This is a genomic window from Arthrobacter sp. MP_M4, from assembly GCF_035984855.1.
Classification (GTDB): Bacteria; Actinomycetota; Actinomycetes; order Actinomycetales; family Micrococcaceae; genus Arthrobacter.
The window spans coordinates 197,088-219,834 of sequence record NZ_JAXCHX010000001.1; the positions used below are offsets into that span (position 1 = coordinate 197,088).

Here is a 22,747-nt window from a genome sequence, read left to right on the forward strand (position 1 = left end):
GAAGGACCCGTCAACGATGACCACCACTGCAACCGCTCCGGAACCCACAGTAGACACTGTCGGGATCGTTCCAAGCTTCATCCGGGATTCCTGGTGGACCCCCGACGCGGGATCGGCGGCTGGCGCCGCCTCCGTGCGGGACGCCAGCACCGGTGAACTCCTCGCCAAAGTGAGCACTGAGGGACTGGATCTTGCCGCCGTCGTTGACCACGGACGCACCACCGGCCAGGCGGAACTGGGCAAACTGACTTTTCACCAGCGCGCGCTCAAGCTCAAGGAGCTGGCGCAGTACCTGAACGGCCGCCGCGAGGAGTTCTACGCGCTCTCCGCCCAGACCGGCGCCACTAAAATCGACTCAATGGTCGATATCGACGGCGGCATCGGGGTCCTCTTCACGTTTGGATCCAAGGGCCGGCGTGAGCTTCCCAACTCCCAGGTCATTGTGGACGGCCCCATGGAGGTGCTGTCCAAGGACGGATCCTTCGCCGGCGAGCACATCTACACCCGCATCCCGGGCGTAGCCGTGCAAATCAACGCCTTCAACTTCCCCGTGTGGGGCATGCTCGAGAAGCTGGCACCCGCGTTTATCGCCGGCGTGCCTACTATCGTCAAGCCCGCCACCCCCACCGGGTACGTCACCGCCGCCGTGGTCAAGGCCATCATCGAATCCGGCATCCTGCCCAAGGGCTCCCTGCAGTTGGTTTCCGGCTCGGTCCGGACCCTGCTGGACCACCTCGATTACCGCGACCTCGTGGCTTTCACCGGGTCGGCGACCACTGCCAACACGCTCAAGTCCCACGTCAACGTGGTGCGGGGCGGGGTCCGCTTCACCTCGGAGACCGACTCCCTGAACGCCTCGATCCTGGGCCCGGACGCCGTCAAGGGCACCCCGGAGTTCGACGCTTTTATCAAGTCCCTGGTCAGTGAGATGACCGCCAAGGCCGGGCAGAAGTGCACGTCCATCCGCCGGGCCATTGTGCCGCAGGAGCTGGTACAGGACGTCATCGCCGCCGTGGGGGAACGGATCAACGAGCGCATCGTCCTCGGAGACCCGCGCGCCGAGGGCGTCAACATGGGCGCCCTGGCATCCCTGGAGCAGCTTGCCGATGTGCGCGCCGCCGTCCAGTCCATGCTCGACGCCGGCGGGGAACTCGCCTACGGCACGCTCGATTCGCCGAAGGTCACCAGCGCGGACGGCAGCGTTGGCGTCGTCGCGGACGGGGCGTTTATGTCCCCTGTGCTGTTGAGCTGGGCCGACCCGGAAGCCGGGGAGGTCCACTCCCTGGAGGCCTTCGGTCCGGTCTCCTCGGTGATCGGTTACACGGACCTGGCCGACGCCGTCCGCCTCGCCGCCCGCGGCGGCGGCTCGCTGGTCGCCTCGGTCTGCACCAACGATCCGGCCGTTGCCCGCGAACTCGTCACCGGCATCGCCGCCCACCACGGCCGGGTGCACATGCTCAACCGCGAGGACGCGCGCAGCTCCACCGGCCACGGTTCCCCGGTCCCGCATCTGGTCCACGGCGGACCCGGCCGTGCCGGCGGCGGCGAGGAGCTCGGCGGCATCCGTTCCGTCCTGCACCACATGCAGCGCACCGCCATCCAGGGCTCACCGAACATGCTGACCGCCGTCACGGGCGTCTGGCACACCGGAGCGGACCGGAACTTCACCCTCGAGACTGAGGGCCAGCACCCGTTCCGGAAACACCTGAGCACGCTGCGCATCGGTGATTCGATCCGCTCCGGGCTCCGCGAAGTGACGCTGGAGGAAATCACCAAGTTCGCGAATTCCACCGGCGACACTTTCTATGCCCACACCAACCAGGAGGCAGCGGCGGCCAACCCGTTCTTTCCGGGCATCGTGGCCCACGGGTACCTGTTGCTGGCCTGGGGCGCCGGGTTGTTCGTGGAGCCTGCGCCGGGTCCGGTCCTGGCGAACTACGGACTGGAAAGCCTGCGCTTCATCACGCCGGTGGCCGCGGGCGATTCGATCCGGGTCACCCTGACCGCCAAGAAGATCACGCCGCGCGAGACCGACGAGTATGGCGAGGTGGCCTGGGATGCTGTCCTGACCAATCAGAACGACGAGATCGTCGCCACGTACGACGTCCTCACCCTCGTGGAGAAGTAGACCCCTTCCGACGCTCCCTCAGGTCTGGCGGTTCCCGGATGGATGCTCCCTCACCCTGAGGGAGCATCCATCCTTGGGGTGCCGAACGTGCGGGAGCGTCACCAGGGTGGGGAGCCGGCAGGCTCTTTTTGCCCGCCACCGGCGTAAAATCGTCCTCGTAGGAGGTGGCGATATGACCCTAGTTTTGAACACAGCCACAACGGTCCTGCCAGTCGATGATGCAGAGCGAGCCCACCGCTTCTATGCGGACACACTGGGCCTCCCGCACCGTGGAGTGACAGAGGACGGTAGTGAATTATTCGGCAGCGACGGCGGCCCCACGCTGCAGTTGATGCCCGTCAGGGACGGAAAGCATTCCGAGCACACAACCCTGAGTTTTGAAGTCTCCGAGATCGAGCGGACCGTCCAGGAGATGGAGTCCAGGGGCGTCCAGTTCCAGGACTACAACCTGCCGGATCTCAAGACCGAGAACCACATCTGCACAACGGATTCGCAGAAGTGCGCCTGGTTCATGGACACGGAGCACAACATCCTGTGCGTTCACGAGAACATCACGACGGCAGCTGACTACCAGCTCTAGCCGGCAACGTCTCACCCAACAGCGTCCCGGCCTGCCGGGGCGCTGTTCCATGCACCGCGCGGCGCCTCAGCCTGCCCCCGGGCCGCCCGGGCCGCCCGGGCGGGACCAGGGCGAGACGGGCCGGGATTGAAGCACACCGTCGACCGTCAGGTCGACCCGCTCATTGAAGAAGCTGATAAGCCCGTGGATCTGGGCGGCATCGAGGAATCGCCGGTCATAGCTCCACGCGATGTTCCGGCCCTGCGCCGAGCCCGGGACGCTCCAGTAGCTGGCCTGGCCCTTGTACGGGCAGAGCGTCCGCTTGGGGCCCTCCTCCAGCAGGTCCAGCCGCACATCCGCGGGCGGGATGTAATAGCGCACCGGGAGCAACGTCTCGTAGAGCAGTTGTGCGCCGTGGGTGCCGGCCAGCTTCACGCCGTCGAACACCACCTCCACCTCCAGGGACGACGCGCGGATGTCAACCCGGTGGAATGGATCCCGCGGATGGCCGATGATTTCCTCGTCGTCCTCAAGCCAGGTGAAGGCATCAAATTCCAGGACGACATAGCCGGCCAGATCCGTGTCCTCGAACCGGAACGCGCCGCGGTGAACGGTCGCCACTGGTGTCACGACGTCGAGTTCCTCGCCGGCGCAGGTGTGCCTGCCAAACCCGGTCCCGGGGTCCAGCGCCGTTGGCGCCCCGCCCGCCCGAACGGCGAAGGGGTGCTCTTCGACGGCGGCCGGCGCCAGGGAAGGCGGTGCGAGGTCGGCGCGAAGGTCCTGTTCCGGCACGGCATACAGGGGTGTGATCCGGCGCGGTTCCCAAACCAGGCAGGCCTGCAGTGTGTCGACGACGGTGATCCGGCTGTGGCTTGCTCGGATCCTTTTGGCAGTGGGCTCGTACCTCAGCTGCGGGAGGGTGCCCAGGAGCACCTGGGAAAGTTTGGTGGCCATCTTCTCAGCGTGGCCCGGGCGCCGGTCGCGGTCAATGGGGTCTTGCTGGCGCCCCGAACCATGCCCCTAGCGGGGGACGTGCAGGCCGTGGAAGGCCATGGTGATGACGTCGTCGGCGAGTTTCTCCGGAGAGAGGGAGCCTCCGGGTTTGTACCATTCGACGATCGAGTTGATGGTGCCGAAGAGCAGCCGGGTCACGGTTCGGGGGTCGATGTCCTGGCGGAGTGAACCCTCGTCGCGGGCCGCGGAAATCAGGGCCGCCACCTTGTGGTCGAACGTGCGCCGGCGTTCCATGGCGTTCCGCTCAATTTCGGTGTTCCCGCGGAGGCGCAGCAGCAACGTGACGAACGGGAGCCGTTCCACCAGCACCGAGATGGTCTCGCGAAGAACGAACTCAAGCCGCGCCTCGGCCGTGCCGGTCAGAGCCTGGGGCTGGTCCAGGATGGCTTCGAGCCCACCGAGGGCGTGGTCCAGTGCCAGCTTCAGGAGGTCCCCCTTGGAGGGGACGTGGTGGTAGATGGCGGACTTGGAGATGCCCAAGTTCTCCGCGAGGATGCCCATGGAGGTGGCATCGTAGCCGTGGCGGTTGAAGACGTCCACGGCGATCACCAGCACCGACTGCTGGTCATAACCGGGACGGCCGCGCTTGGTGCTGCTTGCTGTGGTGGGCATACTCGCTAGTTTCTCATGAACGGTCGGTCGGCCCGGCAGGTGTGGCTTTTCAAGGGACACCCAGCCGGGCCGGCCGTCGCGGCGGAGCGTGGAAAGGGGCTCAGGCCTTGGGGCGCATGTCGTAGATCCGGCGGAGCTTGCCGTTGGACCGCTCCAGGGAGCCGGGCTCGACGACGTCGACGGTGCAGGAGGAGCCGACGTGGATCTTGATTTGTTGCTGCAGGACCTTGGCCGCGGAGGCGACTCCCTCGACTGTGACGGACTCGCGGCGTTCGATCCTGACGGTCAACTGGTCCATCCGCTGGCCCTCGGGACGGGTGAGTTCCAGCTGGAAATGCGGGCTCAGCTCGGGGACCCGGAGTGCGATCTCCTCAATCTGGGAGGGGAACAGGTTCACGCCGCGAAGGATGATCATGTCATCGCTGCGGCCGGTGATGCGGCCCATGCGGCGGTGCGCGGGCCGGGCGGTGCCGGGCAGCAGCCGGGTGAGGTCCTTCGTGCGGTACCGGATGATGGGCAGCGCTTCCTTGGTCAGGGACGTGAAGACCAGTTCGCCGTGTTCTCCATCGCCCAGGACCACCGAGGGATCGAAGGCGTCGATGATCTCAGGACGGAAGTGGTCCTCCCAGATGTGGCTGCCATCCTGGGTTTCCACGGCCTCGCCGGCGACGCCCGGGCCCATGACCTCGGAAAGCCCGTAAATGTCGCAGGCCTTGATGTTCATGGTCGCTTCGAGCTCATGGCGCATTTCCTCAGTCCACGGCTCTGCGCCCAGGACGGCGTACTTGAGCGAGGTGGAAGCCGGGTCGATGCCCTGCTTCATCATGGCGTCGGCGATGGTCAGCAGGTAGGTCGGGGTGGCCAGGATCGCATCCGGCTTGAAGTCCTGGATGAGGGTGATCTGGCGTTCGGTCTGGCCGCCGGAGATCGGGATGACTGTACAGCCCAGGGCCTCGGCGCCGGCGTGGGCACCCATGCCGCCGGTGAACAGGCCGTAGCCGTAAGCGTTGTGGACCTTCATGCCGGGGCGGACGCCGGAGGCGCGCAGCGATCGGGCCACGAGCTTGGCCCAGTCGGCGAGGTCCTGCTTGGTGTAGCCCACCACCGTGGCGCGGCCGGTGGTTCCCGAGCTCGCGTGGATGCGGGCCACCTGCTGCTGCGGGACGGCGAACATGCCGAAGGGGTACTCCAGCCGAAGGTCCTCTTTGGTGGTGAAGGGGAACTTGGCGAGGTCGGAGAGTTCGCGGAGGTCGGCGGGGTGGACGCCGGCTTCGTCGAACTTGCGCTTGTACAGGGGGACGCGGTCGTAGGCGTAGGCCACGGTGTGCTGGAGGCGGCCGAGCTGCAGCGCTTCGAGTTCGTCGCGTGAGATGGTTTCTTCGCGGTCCAGGACAGCATCACTGGTGGTGGCGACGGTTTCTTGGGTCATCTGGGGTTCCCTGTTTCTATTTCTTGGAGATGGTGCGGCTGCGGCCGCGGAACTCTGCGATGAGTTCCCACGCAGTGGCGTTGGTGGCTGTGTCGGTGGGGAGGCTTCCCGGAACCGTGGCGGGGACCTGGCCGGCGGGTGCCGACTGCGGTGCCGTCGGCGTGCCCGCACCGGGATCGGCGGCGTAGATCTGGATGTCGTAGAGGCCGCTTCGTCCGGTGCTGGCGCGGCGGTTGGCGACGGCGGTCAAAACCTGGCCGCGGAAGGCCGGTTTGAGGAAATTGATGTCGACCCCGGACGCCACGGTGATGGTGCCCGGGTCGATTCCGGCTTCGCCCGGTCCCGGGGTGGCCGGATTGCAGGCCAGCGCGAAGGCTGTGTCGCCGAAGGCGAAGATCATGCCGCCGTGGGCCATCCCGAACCCATTGAGCATTTCCTGCCGGAGTGTCATGCGGATCGTGGCATGCCCGTCGTTCAGGGCCACCACCTCAATGCCCATCCATTCCGAGGCATAGTCGTCCTTCAGGATGGGGTGGGTGGTCCCGGACATCGTCAGTTCAGCCATGCGTCATTGCCTCCAGCTTTATTTACCGAATGTTCATTAGGTAATCCCATTCGGGTGCCTTCTGTCAAGAGATGGCGACGCGGAGGCCCGGGTTGTAGACACATTCCGGGGGGCAGCGGTGGGGGAGAATAAGGACTCAGCCCCGTTGGAACGTCAGGTCCCAGGGTTCGCGGCCGCGCCCGGTCTGGGCCCATCCGTCGCGCTGAAGGTCCCTGACGAGCTCCTCCAGGCTGCGGGTCAGCCCCGGGGCCCAGGCCTCCTCGGGTGGCACCGGTGAGACCGGCGTCGGGGATGAGAACGTCGAACTTGAGTAGCGGATTTCGCCGCCCACACGGCCAATGAACCGGAGCTGAGTGCTTCCCGTCTGGGACGTGAGGGTGGTGAAGATGCGGGCCCACCAGGCCGTGCCGCCGACATCCTGCAGTTCAATCCGGCAAGTTTCCGCGTGATCCTCCATGCTCCCCACACTGGCTTGCGGGTCCCTGGCGGGCAAGAGGCCAAAGTCCTGCGGCCGGTGTCCGCGGCTACGTGGAGAAAGCGGTACAACAAGTGAAAGTATGGACGGACCGAGCACCACTCCGGCACAACCTAAGGGCGGACCATGGCCAAGGGGATTTACGTCAGCGCGACCACACCGGGATCCGGGAAGTCACTCGTAGCGCTGGGGCTGGCGGACACGCTGCACCGCCACGCGGACCGGATCGGTTTCTTCAAGCCTGTGGTCAACGGATCCGACCCCGCCGCCGACCCCATGGTGGCCCTGATGAAGTCCCGGTTCGACCTGGATGACCAGCGCTGCCGCGGGGGCCTGACCTTCGCCGAAGTCCGTGGACTCCTGGCCGAGGGGAACAGGGCCGAGATCGACGCCCGCTGCGTGGAGATGTTCGCCGAAATGTCACATCACGCCGACGTGGTGATCATCGAGGGAACCGACCTTACGGGCCAGGACGCCGCCGTCGAATTCGACCTCAATGCCCGCCTTGCCAACAACCTGGCCGCGTCCATCGTGGCCGTCGTGGGCGCCAAGGGACGGACTGTCGCGGAGGCGGCCGACGCCGTCGAGGTCGCCCGGAAGGAACTCCTCGCCGAACGCTGCTCGCTCCTGGCGATAATGGTGAACCGGGCCGACCCGGCGGACCTGGAGGCCATTGCGGCAGCCGTCCGTCCCGGCGCCTCGGGCCGGCCCGTGTATGTGCTGCCGGAGCTGGAGGCCATTGCCCGGCCCACCACCGGCGAGGTTGCCGCAGCCCTTGGCCTGGGCCAGGTGGCCGGATTGCCGGACCTGGAACGTGACGTGCATTCGGTCAAGGTGGCCGCTATGAACGTGGCCAACTTCCTGCACGTGCTCGACGACGGCGCCCTGGTGATCGTTCCCGGTGACCGGGCCGACGTGCTGGTTGCCTGCCTGGCGTCGTCGTTTTCGCATGACTTCCCGGTCCCGTCAGCGCTGATTTTGACCGGCGGCCTGGCTCCGGATCCCACCATCTATTCGCTGCTGGCACAGGCCCCGTTCCCCATTTTTGCCGCCCAGGATGACACCTATTTCACTGCCAAGCGGGTCTCTGAGGTGCGCAGCGAAATCTGGTCCGGGCATCGCCGTAAGGTGGCCTCTGCCCTGGGTTTGTGGGCCCGACGGGTGGACGAGGCCGAGCTGCTCGAACGGCTGCACCTGCCGCGGCCGGAACGGATGACGCCGTTGCGGTTCCTGCACGACCTCATCGAACGGGCCCGGCTGCAACGCCGGCACATCGTGCTGCCCGAGGGGGAGGACGTGCGGATCCTGCGGGCCGCTGAAATCCTGCACCGCCGGGACGTGTGTGAGCTCACCATCCTGGGCAACGAGTCGGCGGTCCGGGAGCTGGCGTCCACCCAGGGCGTCGACCTCGCCGGCATGAATATTGTGGACCCGGCGACGTCGGAGCTGCGCCAGGAGTTTGCCCGGAAGTATGCGCAGCTGCGCGCGCACAAGGGTGTGGACCTCGCCCGGGCGCTGGAACTCATGCTGGACGGCAGCTACTTCGGCACCATGATGGTGCAGCTCGGGGTGGTGGACGGCATGGTTTCCGGCGCCGCGCACACCACCGCGCACACCATCCGGCCGGCGCTGGAGTTCGTGAAGACGCGCGAGGGCGTGAAGATCGTCTCCTCGGTGTTCCTGATGCTGATGCCGGACCGGGTGCTGGTCTACGGCGACTGCGCGGTCAATCCCGATCCAAACGCCGAGCAGTTGGCGGACATCGCCCTGGCCTCCGCCGAGACTGCCGTTCAGTTCGGCGTGGAACCGCGTGTGGCCATGCTGTCCTACTCCACCGGCGGCTCGGGGACCGGCGAGGCGGTGGACAAAGTCCGGCAGGCCACCGAGATGGTCCGCACCCGCCGCCCGGATCTCGCCGTCGAAGGCCCCATCCAGTACGACGCGGCCGTGGACGCAGCGATCGCCCAGTCAAAAATGCCCGAATCGTCCGTCGCCGGGCAAGCCACGGTGTTCATCTTCCCGGACCTCAATACCGGCAACAACACCTACAAGGCAGTGCAACAGTCCTCGGGAGCGGTCGCCGTCGGGCCCGTCCTCCAGGGGCTCCGGAAGCCCGTCAATGATCTCTCCCGCGGGTGCACCGTGGAGGACATCGTCAACACGGTGGCCATCACCGCGGTCCAGGCGCAGTCCGTGGGGCCGGCCGTGGAGCCGGCGCCCGCGGCTGTGCATGCCTAGCCAACCGTCTTCCGGGCAGCTGTTTCCCGGTCAGCTGTTTCCCGGCTCCACCGGGCTGTCCGGGTCTTCCTGCTCGGCAGGTTCGTCAGCCAAACCTGCCGGTGTGAGGTCCAGGTCCTCCAGGTTCTCGGGGGGCTGGGGCGCTTCTCCGACCTCGGCGGCCTTGAGGTTGCCCGTGTCGTCCAGGGCCGGGTTGGCGCCTTCGACGCCGGTGGGATCTGTTGATCCGGACGTGCTGGGCTCGGTGCTCTCCGGCTCGGTGCCCTCTGGCTGGGTTGCTTCGTCAGTCATGTAAATCCCTTCGTGAGTGTCCTGGTGGTCCGCCGACTCTAGGCGCCCGCCGGAGCTTTCGCAACGGATGCCCGCGCGTGCCGGTCCGGCAATTTATAGTGGGTCCCACGGAGTGCTCTGCCAGGCTCCGGCGAATGCCAAATCCGGCGCACCCTCCGGGGTCGGCGCAACAGCCAAGGCGTAGGAGGCCCCATGCTCGTGCTCGTTATCAACTCAGGCTCGTCCTCGCTTAAGTACCAGGTCCGCGATATTGAAGCCGGCAGCGTGCTCGCCGAGGGACTGGTCGAGAAGATCGGAATGGGCACCGGCGGCGACGGCGACGGCCAGATTGAGGGTCCCCGCGACCACGCAGAGGCGCTGGAGCAGGTGGATGAGGAGATCCATGCGGCCCTGGGCGGCCGGGTTCTTGACGCCGTGGGGCATCGGGTGGTGCACGGCGGGGAGCGATTCTCCGCCCCGGTCCTGATCAACAACGAGATCACGCGGGCCATTGAGCGGCTCAACCCGCTGGCGCCCCTACACAACCCCGCGAACGTGCTGGGCATCCGTGCGATCTCGAAGAAGTGGCCGGACATGCCGCAGGTGGCCGTGTTCGACACGGCCTTCCACCGCACCCTCCCGGAGCACGCCTGGCGCTACGCGGTGCCGGATGAGCTGTATACCAATCACGGGATCCGCCGCTACGGCTTCCACGGCACCTCGCACGAGTACGTCGCGCACCGGGCGGCAGCGCTGCTGGCTGTTCCGGTAGAGGAGTTCGACGCCGTCATCGCCCACCTGGGCAACGGAGCCTCCGTCACGGCGATCCGCGGCGGGCAGTCTGTAGACACCTCGATGGGCTTCACTCCGCTGGAGGGTCTGGTGATGGGCACCCGATCCGGCGACCTGGACCCGTCCATCCTGGTGTTCCTCGGCCGGGCCGGCTGGTCCCCGGAGGATCTGGACGCGATGCTGAACCGGCAGTCCGGGCTCAAGGGCCTGGCCGGTAACAATGACATGCGCACGGTGGTGGAGGCCGCCGACGCCGGGGACGCCAAAGCGGCCATGGCACTCGCCGTGGCGTCCTACCGGCTCGCAAAGTACATCGGCGGCTACCACGTGGCCGTCGGCGGGGCCAAGGCGCTGGTGTTCACCGCCGGAATCGGGGAGAACTCGCACCGGTTCCGTGCCCTCGTGGCGGAGCGGCTCGCTGCCCTCGGCGTGGAGCTCGACGCCGGCCTGAACGGCGAACGCTCCAAGAAACCCCGGGTGATTTCCTCGGCGTCCTCGGCCATTCCTGTCCTCGTGGTGCCCACGGACGAGGAGCGTGCCATCGCCGAGGCCACGGCCGCCGTCGTCACCGGCTCACCCGCTGCTCCTTGACGGCGCTTTTGCGGTCCGGAACGGCACGTGTGGACCAACCAATGGGTAGCGTGGGGGCCATGACGGAACTGAACCTGCCCCTGCGCACCAAACGGCTGGTATTGCGCCCCTTCGAGGCCACGGACCTGGACCCATACTTCGCTTACCAGTCGTTGCCCGAGACCGCCCGGTTCCTGCCCGGGGAGGCGAAAAGCTACACCAAGTCCATGGAATCCGTGGGCAAGTATGCCAACTTCGTCTTCGAGAAGGAGGGCGACTGGATCTGCCTGGCCATCGAGGCCGCAGACTCGCCCGGGCTGCTCGGCGAGGTGGTGCTGAAGTGGCTGCCCGGCCGCGGCCAGGCCGAGATCGGCTGGAGCCTGGCCCCGGAGGCCCGCGGCAAGGGAATCGCGTCCGAGGCCGCCGGTGCGCTGCTGAAGCTGGGTTTCGGGGAACTCGGCTTCCACCGGATCAACGCCAAGCTCGATGCGCTCAACACGGCCTCTGCGGCACTGTGCGAACGGCTCGGTATGCGGCTGGAATCCACCCAGCTGGATAAGTGGCACTACAAGGGCCAGTGGGCCACGGAAGTGGTCTACGCCCTCCTCGCGGATGAGTGGATTGCCCGGCAGCCAGCCAAAGGCTCTACGGCCTGACGGCCTGCCCGTGCAGGGCCCACCGGTTCGCCACAGATGGCCGCTAAGCCACACCTTGAAACCGGCGGTCCCATAGCGGCCATCTTCGGCAGATGGGCGCCCGAAACAGACTCCGGCCAAGGGGCGCCGGCGAAAGTGTCTGCCCCCGGCTCCGGGGCCCGAAGGCCCAAGCGCACTCACGGCCTCGGCCGCCCAGACGACCTACGGCGCCGGCGGGGCCGTGGCTTTCGGCGTCGGCGGGGCCGTGTTTGTCGGAGCCGTGTTTGTCGGGTCCAGCGACGGCGTGACCGGAACCGGCGCGGTGGCCGTGCCTGCGGACTGCGTGGGCTGCGGCTCCGCACTCGCCGGGGACGTGGCGGCCGGGGCCATACCGGCGGGAACGGTGGCCGCGGTCCCGCCTGGCGTGGGGCGCGGCGCAGGGTCAGTAGTAGGGCCGGGGGTCGCCGTCGGGCTCGGTCCCGGCAAGCTGCCCGTGGTGGCGGGAGCCGTGCCGGACGAAACACCCGGTGTGGCGCTGGGGTCGCTCTTGATGACGTCCATGATCTGAACCTTGAAGGCGTCCAGTCGCCCCTGGATCTCCGAGAGCGGCACATTCTGCAGATTCCGGCCGTATTCCGTGATCTGCTGCCAGAGCCCATTGAGCCGGGCCATGCCATCGGCGCTCAGCGGCCCGTCCAGCGTGAGGACCAGCTGGCTCGCCAGGGCGTAGGTCAGGCACCGGACGCAGTTGTAGCTCGCGGCTGCAGACAGATTCTCCGGAACAATCACGTCGGTCTGGCCCACGATCAGCACCACCTGGAACCCGACCGCGACGGCGGCGCAGTCCGCGCAGTTGGCGAAGGCATAGGCCTCGTTCCGGGTGGTCACATCCGTCCCGTCGTCGGCCCAGACCAGCGCGAAGGCGACGTCGTAGACAACGGAACCGTCGGTGGTGTTGACGGCGAGCGACTGGTTGCCGTCCTCCTCCGGCGCGGCCGGCTGGTCGAAGGGGAACACCCACGACGGCGCCGCCGCCGTTCCGGCAGAACCGGCAGTACCGGCGTCCCGCGGCACCAGCACCATGCTGAGTTGCGGTTCCTCCCGTGTGGGCTTCCTGGCGCCGGCGGGCCAGAGCGCGACGGTCCGGCCGGCCTGGCCTTCCCGTATCCCGGTGGCGGTGCCGGCCGGGAAGATCGCGGTAGTGGCGTCGGCCAGCGTGCCCCGCTCATAGGGCTGGACGGGACGGTAGCTCTCGGCGCCGGGCCACCACGCCCAGGCAAGTCCGGCCGCCACGGCCACGATCGCCGCAAGGGCGGTCCCGCGCTGGAGTGCCTTGCCCCGGGTCTTCTGCCACACACCGGTGAACAGTTGCCGGCCCAGGCGGAACAGGATGAAGAAGATGCCGACGACGGGCAGGGCAACCGCGGCGATCGCCAGGATCCGCACGGCGGCGTCGACCACGTCCCCGCCAGCGAGGCTGTGGTTGAACATTGCGTACTGCTTTTGCCCGCTGTCCCATGCGGTTCCGAGGAGCCGCGGCACGGACAGCACCATCATGACCAGGCTGAAGACCAGCAGGGGAACGGTGATGAGCACCCACGCGGTCACCACGGCACGGGCCCACGGCTTGAGGACCTGCGCTTCCGGATCTTTCGGGCGCCACGGCAGGAGGCTCAGCAGGGTCGGCTTGATCCGCTGGAACAGGTCCGGGACGCCGGCGGCGTCCGCGAGGATGTGGTAGCCGTCGAAGCGGACCAGTGGCATCAGCTGTCGGACCATCTGCAGCACCTGGGTCACGACGACGAGCAGCAGCGCATCGAAGCCGGTGGCCCACCAAATGCCCATGATGGCAACAGCGACGATCGCGTTGAAGTACAGGCCACCGAGGTCGGTCCGGAAGCGCCCGGCCCGGCCCAGCCGGTAGGAATCGGTGACGTCGGTGAAGAACGCGGGCCAGATCAGGTAGAGGCCGGTGCCCATCGCTCCCGGGGTCGCTCCGCCGCGGCGGGCCGCCGCAGCATGCCCGAACTCGTGGAAGCCGGCGGACAGCACGGTCACGGCCAGGATCAGCAGCACGAGTCCCGGGTTGGCGAAGGCCTCGTGCGTGGCCGAAGCCAGGCCCTTCACCATCAGCACCCACCAGCAACTGGCGAGGAACGCCGCGGTGACAAGGACCACGATCAGCGGATTGAAGAGCACCGCGAAGGGCGCCGTGATCCGGCGGGTGCGGTCCGGGTCGCTGACGGTGTAGCGGAACTTCATTCCCAGCAGCGGGTCGGCCTTGCGCACTTCGGGCTGGGAACCGTCGGCCAGCTGCAGCAGTCCCAGCGGCAGCAGTTGTGAGTCGATCAGGGTCCGGACGTTGTCAGCGCTGACCAGCCGGCCGGACCCGGTGCTGGCGTGGTTGGCGATCTCCTCCATCCCGCGGGTGCCGTCCATCGCTTCGAGGACCAGGTACAGCAACCGGGTCAGCTGGAGGGCTTGGCCGTCGGCGCGGCGGACCAGGGAAGGCGCCTCGCGGTAGCCGGAGCCCTGTGTTTCGCCGAGCAGCTGGACGCCGCCGGCCCGGACCGGGACCATCGCCGTGCCAGCCGCGGACGACGGCGCAGCGGAGACCGGCGGGCCGTCCGGGAGGGACGGCCCGCCGTGCGGAATGCTCATCCGGGGAACTACTGCCGGAGGTCGGACTGCTGGTCGGCCGTAGCCGTGGCTTCGCCCGCGATGTTCTGGTTGATGACGGCGTCCTGCTGCGAGACGGCGAAAGCGTTGCTGTCGATCGAACCGATGTTTGCGGCGACGGCGGCATCGATCGGGGCGGCGACGTTGGCGTTGGCGGCCACGGCACCGTTGATCGGGGCGGCGATGTCGGCAGCGGCGTCCAGGTCCACGTTGACGTTGAGCAGGTTGGAATTGAGGGCGCTGTTGACGTCGGTCGGCAGTGCGCTCTCCTCCGCCGTGACATCCGTGGCGCCAGTGTCGGTGCCGTCGGTGCTGCCGGTGTCCTGCTCGATCGAGCTGTCCTGCGCGGATTCAGCCGTGGCGTCGGCGTCGATGCCCTGGTTGATGATGACGCCCTGGTCTGAAAGCGCCTGGGCGTCCGAGCCGAAGGACAGGATGTTCGCCGAGGCCGCGGCATCGATCGGGGCGGCGACGTTGGCGTTGGCCGCGACGGCGAGGTCGATCGGCGCAGCCGCATTGAGGCCGAGGTCAAGGTCGGCGTTAAGGTCCAGGACGGAGGCCACCTCCTTGTCCGGAAGTGCAGTGCCTGCCTCCGCCATCAGCTCGTCGTCGCTCAGCGGTGTCAATCCCTGTTCAGTGCTCACGAAAAACTCCCGTTCCGGCACGGCTTCTGCTGCCCCCAGTGAGCAGTGTCCAGACCGATGTGCCTCATGCGAGTCAATAGTAAGCATTGTTAGCATTTATCCGGTAGGCGGCTCCCGAAATTCCGCGCCAAGGCCGTCACCAGCCTCTGAACAGCCACAACACCCACGGAGCTGCTGAAGCCCCCGGACCCCGGCGTCAACGGGAGCCTTGTGTCCCATGCGAGTCACCTGCGCCCCGCCCAGTTGCCACTGCCCGCACCACCGGGAAACCGCGGCAACCCCCGGATACACCCCGCTCCCCGTGGCTGAGCCGGCCTCCCGCTGCGAGCAACTGGGCTGGAGCGCCGCGCCCGGCGGCCCGGCCCGGACCGGGACACGGATGATGCCGGCGCATCCCGACGACGGAGCAGCCGATCCTCAGAGGGGGCGGCCTACGTGAGCCCGGCCCCCGGCAGCAGCCCGGTCGCGCCCAAAGAGTCGGCGACGAAGGCGTAATCCCAGGCCCGTTCCTTCCACTGCACGTAGCGGCCTGACGCACCACCGTGGCCGCCCTCCATCTCGATCTTCATCACGATCGGCTCGCTGCCGGTGTTCAGTTCGCGCAGCCGCTGCACCCATTTGGCGGGCTCCACGTAGAGCACCCGCGTGTCGTTGAAGGAGGTGACCGCCGCAATCCTGGGGTAGTCCACCGCGCGGACGTTCTCGTACGGCGTGTAGGACTTCATGTACTCGTACACGTCCCGGTCCGTGATCGGGTTGCCCCATTCCTCCCATTCCAGGGCAGAGAGCGGCAGCTCGGGATCCAGGATGGTGGTCAGGGCGTCCACGAACGGGACTGCAGCCACTATTGCCGCGTACTTTTCGGGTGCCAGGTTGGCCACAGCGCCCATGAGGAGGCCGCCGGCCGAGCCGCCCATGGCCGCAATCCGCGCCGGGTTTACCCAGCCGGATCCAGCCAGCCAGTCGGTGGCCGCGATGAAGTCCGTGAAGGTGTTCTTCTTGTGCAGCTTCTTGCCGTCGTCATACCAGTGCCGGCCCAGTTCCCCGCCGCCGCGGATGTGCGCGATCACAAACACGATACCCCGGTCCAGCAGGGAGAGCCGGGCGATGCCGAAGCTGGGATCCATGCTCATCTCGTAGGAGCCGTAGCCGTAGACCAATCCGGCTGCCGTGGAGTCGCACGCCACCGAGGCATGGCGCAGCACCGAGAGCGGGATGCGCGTCCCGTCGGGTGCCACTGCCCACTCCCGTGTGGCGATGTAGTCCGCGGCGGAGTAGCCGCCCAGGACCGGGCTTTCCTTGCGCAGCAGCAACTCGCCGGCGGGCTGCTCCGCGGTGGGCAGCACAAAGTCGTAGACCCTCGACGGCGTGAAGTAGGAGGTGTAGCCCATTCGGATCACGGGGGCCTCGTAGTCGGAGCCGGCGACGCCCGCGGTGTACAACTCCTCCTCAAACGCCGGCTCTACCGGGGTGCCCTGCGCCGGGGTGCCCAGCCGGGCCAGCGGCAGGACCTGCACCCGTTCGATCGTGTCCTTCCGGATGGAGACCACCAGGTGGGTGGAGGTGACTCCGGCCCCGTTGACGCGCACCTGGTCGGAATGATCGACGACGGTAATCCAGTGCTGCTCGGCCACCGGCTTGGCGAGCTCGGCCGGGTCCACGAGCGAGACCATGGAGTTGATGGCGTCCCTGTTATGGGTCAGCAGGATGGTTTCGGTGCGGGCCCCGGAGGCGTCGGCCAGCAGGAAAGGCTCCGCCTCGTAGAGGATGCGTTCGTCCCGGGAGATCACGGTGCGGAGTCCGGCCTCGAGGGCGTCGAAACGCAGCAGCCGCGTCTCGCTGAATTCGGAACAGCCGATGCCCAGCACCAGGTGCCGCCGGTCTGCGGAGAGTTCGAAGCCAAGCCACATGGCGACGTCGTCCTCCTGGTAGATGACCTCGTCGGACTCGACGGGTGTGCCGAGCACATGGGCTTTCACCTGGTAGGGCCGCCAGGCGTCGTCCACCACGGTGTAGAAGATCCGGGTGCCGTCGGGGGAGAAGGAGATGCCGTAGAAGACGTTCTCGATCACGTCCGGCAGGAGCTCGCCGGTCCGCAGATCCTTAATGCGCAGTGTGAACCGCTCGTCGCCGGCGTTGTCCACGGCGTAGGCGTAGAGGTTCCCGTCGATGCTGACGGCAGCGCCGCCGACAGCGAAGAACGGCTGGCCCGCCGCCTCGATGTTGCCATCCAGCAGGATTTCCTCGCCTTCAATGCCGACGCCGACCTCGACGGCGGGAGGCGTCCAGTCCGCGACGCTGTCCCCGGTGTCCTGGGCGCGGACGCGGCACTGAATGCCGTATTCCTTCCCCTCCACCGAGCGGGTGTAATACCACCAGCCGTCCTTGCGGTTGGGAACGGAGAGGTCCGTTTCCTGGGTGCGGCCTTTGATTTCCTGGAAGATCGCCTCCCGCAGCGGCTCCTGGGACGCGGTAACGGCTTCCTGGTAAACGTTCTCCGCTTGGAGCAAAGCCACCACTTCCGCTGATTCCTTGTTGCGCAGCCACTCGTAGTTATCCTCGAAGGCGTCGCCGTGGTGCGTACGGACGGCGGGAATTTTCTTGGCAACGGGGGGCTGCGGGGACGGCCGCACGGGAGTCTGGGTCATGGCACCAATCTACCGCCCAAGCGGGGGCGGGACGCCCGTAACCGGCGCCCGCCGCGGGCCGGCCGCCGGAGTGGCCACCGGGTGATGCAAAGTCAGTTCCCGTTCTGCAGATTGTTGGCGGCGATGTACTCGGGCAACGTCCCGGCGGTCAGGGCGGCGGCGACCGCGGCGGTGGCTGCACGATCCTGCAGGACGATGGACTGTCCGTCGTTGCTGGTTCCGGTGCCGGCGGTGGGAAGCGTGAAAAACACGGCGTTGCCGGCCGGTGTGCTCCGCAGGCTGAAGGCCAGCCGTTCCAGCGTCTCCAATGTAAGACCGGGATCCACCGTGACGTGGGGGAGGACGGTTGCCAGGAGTTGCTTCACGGTGTTGCGGTCCGACAGGCTACCCTCCGCGGCCATCTTGGCCATCACAGCCTGGATAAAGGCTTGCTGGTTCCGGACCCGCTGGTAGTCGCCGTCGGCGAACGCGTGGCGCTCGCGGACAAAGGCCAGGGCTTGAACGCCGTTGAGCCTGTTCACACCCTGCGGAAAGGTCACGAAGTCATCGACTGTCCCTTGGAACGCCTGTTTGATGTCGACGTCGACACCGCCGAGCGCATCGGTCAAAGCAGCGAAGCCCTGGAAGTCCAGCATCACGGTGTGGTCGATGTGCTGGCCCAGCAGCGACTCCACCGTCTGCGTCATGAGGGGCACGCCGCCCAGTTCGAGTCCGGCGTTGACCTTGGCGGCCCCGTAGCCGGGGATGTCTACCCAGAGGTCGCGCATGACGGAGATGCCGTAGACATGCTGGCGGTCCGCCGGGAGGTGGATGAAGACGAGGGCGTCCCCGCGCTGGTCCGAGGCTGCGCCGGAGGCCGCGATGGCCCGTTCGTTTACCCGGCTGTCGCTGCCGATCAGGAGAATGTTGAGGGCGCCGGGCGGCGGATCCGGGGTCGGGGTCGGGGCCGGGGAGGACTCCGCCGCGGGCGCGGACGTTTGGACCGGGGCCGCGGATTCGGTGCGGGGCCGGTTCAGCAGGAACGCCGCAACAGCGAGGGCAAGGACCACCAGCCCGGCAATGACGGAGATGGCGATTGTTCGACGGCGGTGCCTCCCACCGGATGCCGCGGCAGGGCCGGCGGCGTCAGCTGGTTCCGGTGTGGTTCCCATGGCCGGACACTACCACCGCGACCAATTCAAGCGGACGGGTACAAGGACACATGTGGAAGCCGGCGGTCTACCCGACCACATGTCGGTGTGCTTGACGCATCTCCAGCCTTCCGCATATCCTGAACGAACGGTCGGTAATTATTTATCGGAAATGCATAGGAGCAACCATGGCATCGCAGACCCTGCAGTCAGTGCCCGGAGGGCCATCAGTGGCACAGCACGAACAGAGCCTCGAAGATGCGGCCCGGCACGACGCTGACGGCCAGGCATACTTCGACAAAGTCATGGCGGATGATTCGCGGATCGAACCCCGCGACTGGATGCCCCCGGCGTACCGGAAAACCCTGTTGCGCCAGATTTCGCAGCACGCGCACTCGGAGATCATCGGCATGCAGCCGGAAGCCAACTGGATCTCCCGCGCCCCCAGCCTTAAGCGCAAGGCCATCCTCATGGCCAAGGTTCAGGACGAGGCCGGCCACGGACTGTATCTGTACTCCGCTGCCGAGACCCTCGGCCAGCCGCGCGATCAGATGATGCAGGACCTGATGGATGGCAAGGCCAAGTACTCCTCCATCTTCAATTACCCCGCCCGCACCTGGGCGGACATGGGCGCGATCGGCTGGATGGTCGACGGCGCCGCGATCGCCAACCAGGTGCCGCTCTGCCGTGCCTCGTTCGGTCCCTACGGACGCGCCATGGTCCGGGTCTGCAAGGAAGAATCCTTCCACCAGCGCCAGGGCTTCGAGATCCTGCTGGAACTCTCGCACGGCACGCCCGAGCAGAAGCAGATGGCCCAGGACGCCGTGAACCGCTGGTACGCCCCGGCCTTGATGATGTTCGGCCCGCCGGATGATGATTCGCCCAACTCCAAGCAGTCCATGGCCTGGAACATCAAACGCTTCAGCAACGATGAACTGCGCAACCGCTTCGTCGGCATGATGATGGAACAGGTCAAGGTTCTGGAGCTCACCCTCCCGGACAAGGACATCCGCTTCAACGAAGAGACCAAGAAGTGGGAGCACGGCCCCTTGGACTGGGAAGAGTTCCACGAAGTCCTCGCCGGCCGTGGCCCCTGCAACGCCCAGCGCCTGGAACGGCGCCGCGAAGCACACAATGACGGCACCTGGGTCCGCGAAGCCGCCGCCGCCTACGCGGAAAAGCAGGCCGCGAAGCAAGCAGAAAAGGAATTTGCAGCATGAGCCCCCACGGCAACCCGGAGTTTCCGGCCAGCACCGCAGACAGCGGCTCCCGCGCCCTTGACAATGCGGAAAACCAGTCCGCGGAGCGCGCAGCAGCTGCGGCGCCCGCAGCCACCAAGGCCGTGACGGGTGAGCCCAGCTCAGCCAAGGCGCCCCGCCCCGCCGGTGTGACCGCCAACGTCTGGCCCATCTGGGAAGTCTTTGTCCGCTCCAGCCGCGGCCTCTCCCACGTCCACGCAGGATCCCTGCATGCTCCCGACTCTGCCATGGCACTGCGCAACGCCCGTGACCTCTACACCCGCCGCAACGAAGGCGTGTCCATCTGGGTTGTCCCGGCAGACGCGATCGCTTCCAGCGATCCGGACGCCAAGGGCTCGTTCTTCGAGTCGCCCCAAGGCAAGGACTACCGGCACGCGACGTATTACACCAAGAGCGAGGGCGTGAAGCACCTGTGAGTACTCTCGACGAAACTGCCGGCCACGGGGACCTCTCCGTCGGTATCAAGACCTCCGGTAACAGCGGCGAGGCAACGGCCAGCGCCACCCGCATCACCCCCGGCAACGCCCTCCGCCCCGAAGACATTGCCCTCGCCGTGAGCCGCGGCGCCGCGAAGCCGAGCGAGGACGCCGCCGAGTTCGCCCTGCGCCTCGGCGATGACGCCTTGATCCTCGCGCAGCGGCTGGGCCACTGGATTTCCCGGGCACCTGAGCTCGAGGAAGACATCGCCCTGGGCAACATTGCGCTGGACCAGCTGGGCCACGCCCGGTCCTTCCTCAGCTACGCCGGCGGCATGGACGGCCGAAGCGAGGATGACCTCGCCTACTTCCGCCGCGAGCATGAATTCCGCTCCGTGGAATTGTTCGAGCAGCCCAACGGCGACTTTGCCGTCACCATCGCCCGCCAGTTCGTGGTCAGCTACTACCAGTTCGAGCTCTACCGCCGGCTGACGCAGTCCACCGACGCCACCCTTGCCGGCATCGCCGCCAAAGCGGTCAAGGAAGTCGATTACCATCGCGACCACAGTGCCCAGTGGGTGCTGCGCCTTGCCCAGGGCACGGACGAGTCCCGGGAGAAGATGATCCACGGCTTCAAGGTCATCTGGCCCTACGTCGAGGAACTCTTCCGCGACGACGAGCTCACCGCCCGCCTTGCCGCCACCGGTGCCGCCGTCGAGCCCTCCAGCCTGCGCACCGACTTCGACCGGCTCACCGGCGAGGTCCTCACCGCGGCCGAACTCGATGTTCCCGACGTCCGGCCCGCTCCCGGCGGCGGGCGCAGGGGGCTGCACTCGGAGCATCTCGGCTACCTCCTCGCCGAAATGCAGGTGCTCGCCCGCGAGTACCCCGGAGCAAGCTGGTAATCATGGCCGAGACGGACACCACGGCAGCCGAACAGAAGGCCTGGAACATCGCGGCCACGGTCTGCGATCCGGAAATCCCCGTTCTCACGGTCGCTGATCTGGGAATCCTCCGGAACGTCCAGCTCTTCGACGACGGCGGGCCGGTTCCCGCAGTCCAGATCACCATCACGCCCACCTACTCCGGGTGCCCCGCGATGGACGCCATCCGGGACGACCTCACCACGGCGTTCCAGGGCGCCGGCTACCCCCACGTCCGGGTGGAGCTGGTCCTGTCCCCGGCCTGGACCACGGACTGGATGAGCGAGGCCGGCAAGGCCAAACTGCAGGAATACGGCATCGCCCCGCCGTCCGGCCACTCAGCCGCAGTACGCCACGCGGGGCCGGTCCGCCTGTCCCTGGCCGTGAAATGCCCGCAGTGTTCATCGCTGCACACGAAGGAACTTACCCGCTTCGGTTCCACGTCCTGCAAGGCGCTGTATGTCTGCCAGGACTGCAAGGAACCGTTCGACTACTTCAAAGTTTTGTAAGGAACAGGTGCTCCCATGACTATCGTTCGCCAGACCGCCGCTGAGACGGCGGCTGCCACCGGCCGCCGTCGCGCATCCTTCCACCCGCTGACGGTCGATGACGTCCGCCGGCTCACCGATGATGCCATCGAGGTGAGCTTCGGCGTTCCGGCTGAGCTCGCCGGTCAGTTCGATTACCTCCCGGGCCAGTACGTCGCCCTGCGCACCACCCTCCCGGACGAGAACGGGGAGCCGAAGGAAACCCGGCGCAGTTACTCGATCTGCGCCGAACCGCGGAGTTTCGCGGACGGCAGCAGCGAGATCCGCGTCGCGATCAAGAAGGACCTCGGCGGCCTGTTCTCCACCTGGGCCAATGCCGAGCTCAAACCCGGCGACGTCCTGGACGTGATGAGCCCGATGGGCGCGTTCGTGTCCCGGCACGGCCGGAACGGCAAAGAGCAGAACCTCATGAACTCTTTAAACCATCCGGAGGCCATGGCGGGTGAGCTGGCGGGGGAGCCGGGCTCCTTCGTCGCCATCGCCGCCGGCTCCGGGATCACCCCGGTCATCGCCATTGCCCGCACCCTGCTCGCGGCGCACCCGGAAACCCGCTTCGACCTGGTCTACGCCAACAAAGCCGCCATGGACGTGATGTTCCTCGAGGAACTCGCCGACCTGAAGGACAAGTACCCGGCCCGGCTCGCCCTTCACCATGTGCTCTCCCGTGAACAACGGATCGCGCCGCTGCTCAGCGGCCGGATCGACGCCGAGAAACTGCAGGCCCTGCTGGGAACCGCCATCCACGCCGACGACGTCGATGAATGGTTCCTGTGCGGCCCGTTCGAGCTCGTCCAGCTCTGCCGGGACGCCCTCGCCGAGCGCGGCGTCAACCCGGAGCATGTCCGCTTCGAGCTGTTCACCACCGGCAAGCCGGACCGCCCCGAGGGCAACATCGGCCGCCCGGTGGTGGTGGATGAATCACAGGCCGCCTACAAGATCACCTTCAAACTCGACGGCCTCCAAGGCGAAGTGGCCAGCCCCACGCACGCCCGCGAGTCAATCCTGAACGCGGCCCTGCGGGTCCGCCCGGACGTCCCGTTCGCGTGTGCCGGCGGCGTGTGCGGCACCTGCCGCGCCAAGGTGGTCACCGGTGCCGTCACCATGGACGAGAACTACGCTCTGGAGCAGGATGAGCTGGACAAGGGCTATGTGCTCACGTGCCAGTCCCATCCCACGACGCCGGAAGTCACCGTCGACTTCGACGTCTAAGCCG

The 22,747-nt window shown here is 67.2% G+C and carries 20 protein-coding genes; 10 read left to right on the forward strand and 10 right to left on the reverse strand.

The window, feature by feature from the left end:
• Positions 1–16: 16 nt before the first annotated feature.
• Together paaZ and RCH15_RS00990 are read left to right on the forward strand one after the other, a co-directional pair.
• Entirely contained in the window at positions 17–2,128 is a 2,112-nt protein-coding gene (gene paaZ, locus RCH15_RS00985; RefSeq protein ID WP_326957142.1) for a phenylacetic acid degradation bifunctional protein PaaZ, read from the forward strand.
• A 172-nt stretch (positions 2,129–2,300) separates the two neighbouring features.
• Positions 2,301–2,708, forward strand: coding sequence for a VOC family protein (locus tag RCH15_RS00990; protein ID WP_326957144.1), 408 nt, complete (start codon positions 2,301–2,303; stop codon positions 2,706–2,708).
• 66 nt (positions 2,709–2,774) lie between these two features.
• Here the strand turns inward: RCH15_RS00990 and RCH15_RS00995 are convergent, their stop codons facing one another.
• From RCH15_RS00995 to RCH15_RS01015, 5 genes are all read right to left on the reverse strand, one after another.
• Positions 2,775–3,641: a DUF427 domain-containing protein gene (locus RCH15_RS00995; protein ID WP_326957146.1), complete on the reverse strand. Its 867-nt coding sequence runs from the start codon at positions 3,639–3,641 to the stop codon at positions 2,775–2,777.
• 66 nt (positions 3,642–3,707) lie between these two features.
• A complete protein-coding gene (locus RCH15_RS01000) occupies positions 3,708–4,313 on the reverse strand; it encodes a TetR/AcrR family transcriptional regulator (protein ID WP_326957148.1) in 606 nt (201 codons plus the stop codon).
• Between the two features lie 100 nt (positions 4,314–4,413).
• Complete coding sequence (paaK, locus tag RCH15_RS01005; protein WP_326957150.1) at positions 4,414–5,742, reverse strand: phenylacetate--CoA ligase PaaK; 1,329 nt, start codon at positions 5,740–5,742, stop codon at positions 4,414–4,416.
• Between the two features lie 16 nt (positions 5,743–5,758).
• A complete protein-coding gene (locus RCH15_RS01010; RefSeq protein ID WP_326957152.1) occupies positions 5,759–6,307 on the reverse strand; it encodes a hotdog fold thioesterase in 549 nt (182 codons plus the stop codon).
• A gap of 136 nt (positions 6,308–6,443) precedes the next feature.
• Complete coding sequence (locus tag RCH15_RS01015) at positions 6,444–6,764, reverse strand: hypothetical protein (protein ID WP_326957154.1); 321 nt, start codon at positions 6,762–6,764, stop codon at positions 6,444–6,446.
• Between the two features lie 144 nt (positions 6,765–6,908).
• Here RCH15_RS01015 and pta point away from each other — a divergent pair, with 144 nt between their 5' ends.
• Positions 6,909–9,020: a phosphate acetyltransferase gene (pta, locus tag RCH15_RS01020; RefSeq protein WP_326957156.1), complete on the forward strand. Its 2,112-nt coding sequence runs from the start codon at positions 6,909–6,911 to the stop codon at positions 9,018–9,020.
• Positions 9,021–9,050: 30 nt separating this feature from the next.
• Here the strand turns inward: pta and RCH15_RS01025 are convergent, their stop codons facing one another.
• On the reverse strand, positions 9,051–9,311 hold the full coding sequence (locus RCH15_RS01025; RefSeq protein ID WP_326957158.1) for a hypothetical protein: 261 nt from the start codon (positions 9,309–9,311) through the stop codon (positions 9,051–9,053).
• Between the two features lie 192 nt (positions 9,312–9,503).
• Here RCH15_RS01025 and RCH15_RS01030 point away from each other — a divergent pair, with 192 nt between their 5' ends.
• Positions 9,504–10,673: an acetate kinase gene (locus RCH15_RS01030; protein ID WP_326957160.1), complete on the forward strand. Its 1,170-nt coding sequence runs from the start codon at positions 9,504–9,506 to the stop codon at positions 10,671–10,673.
• 59 nt (positions 10,674–10,732) lie between these two features.
• Positions 10,733–11,308, forward strand: coding sequence for a GNAT family N-acetyltransferase (locus RCH15_RS01035; RefSeq protein ID WP_326957162.1), 576 nt, complete (start codon positions 10,733–10,735; stop codon positions 11,306–11,308).
• A gap of 201 nt (positions 11,309–11,509) precedes the next feature.
• Here the strand turns inward: RCH15_RS01035 and RCH15_RS01040 are convergent, their stop codons facing one another.
• From RCH15_RS01040 to RCH15_RS01055, 4 genes are all read right to left on the reverse strand, one after another.
• Positions 11,510–13,948 (reverse strand): hypothetical protein, encoded by a 2,439-nt coding sequence (locus RCH15_RS01040; RefSeq protein ID WP_326957164.1) that lies wholly within the window; start codon positions 13,946–13,948, stop codon positions 11,510–11,512.
• A gap of 8 nt (positions 13,949–13,956) precedes the next feature.
• Positions 13,957–14,610 carry a peptidoglycan-binding protein gene (locus RCH15_RS01045; protein WP_326957166.1) on the reverse strand — a complete coding sequence of 218 codons (654 nt, stop codon included), beginning with the start codon at positions 14,608–14,610 and terminating at the stop codon, positions 13,957–13,959.
• Positions 14,611–15,041: 431 nt separating this feature from the next.
• Positions 15,042–17,258: a S9 family peptidase gene (locus RCH15_RS01050; protein WP_326957168.1), complete on the reverse strand. Its 2,217-nt coding sequence runs from the start codon at positions 17,256–17,258 to the stop codon at positions 15,042–15,044.
• 92 nt (positions 17,259–17,350) lie between these two features.
• On the reverse strand, positions 17,351–18,409 hold the full coding sequence (locus RCH15_RS01055; protein WP_326957170.1) for an LCP family protein: 1,059 nt from the start codon (positions 18,407–18,409) through the stop codon (positions 17,351–17,353).
• Positions 18,410–18,576: 167 nt separating this feature from the next.
• On the opposite strand from RCH15_RS01055, the gene paaA reads away from it, so the two are divergent.
• The 5 genes from paaA to paaE are packed head-to-tail and all read left to right on the forward strand — an operon-like array spanning position 18,577 to position 22,743.
• The gene (paaA, locus tag RCH15_RS01060; RefSeq protein ID WP_326957172.1) at positions 18,577–19,608 is read left to right on the forward strand and encodes a 1,2-phenylacetyl-CoA epoxidase subunit PaaA; all 1,032 of its coding nucleotides are present in this window, start codon (positions 18,577–18,579) and stop codon (positions 19,606–19,608) included.
• Entirely contained in the window at positions 19,605–20,063 is a 459-nt protein-coding gene (gene paaB / locus RCH15_RS01065) for a 1,2-phenylacetyl-CoA epoxidase subunit PaaB (RefSeq protein ID WP_326957175.1), read from the forward strand. Before paaA ends, paaB begins: the two co-directional genes overlap by 4 nt.
• The gene (gene paaC / locus RCH15_RS01070) at positions 20,060–20,968 is read left to right on the forward strand and encodes a 1,2-phenylacetyl-CoA epoxidase subunit PaaC (protein WP_326957176.1); all 909 of its coding nucleotides are present in this window, start codon (positions 20,060–20,062) and stop codon (positions 20,966–20,968) included. Before paaB ends, paaC begins: the two co-directional genes overlap by 4 nt.
• A 2-nt stretch (positions 20,969–20,970) precedes the next feature.
• Positions 20,971–21,495: a 1,2-phenylacetyl-CoA epoxidase subunit PaaD gene (gene paaD, locus RCH15_RS01075; RefSeq protein WP_326957178.1), complete on the forward strand. Its 525-nt coding sequence runs from the start codon at positions 20,971–20,973 to the stop codon at positions 21,493–21,495.
• 15 nt (positions 21,496–21,510) lie between these two features.
• On the forward strand, positions 21,511–22,743 hold the full coding sequence (gene paaE / locus RCH15_RS01080; RefSeq protein WP_326957180.1) for a 1,2-phenylacetyl-CoA epoxidase subunit PaaE: 1,233 nt from the start codon (positions 21,511–21,513) through the stop codon (positions 22,741–22,743).
• The last annotated feature ends 4 nt before the right edge of the window (positions 22,744–22,747 follow it).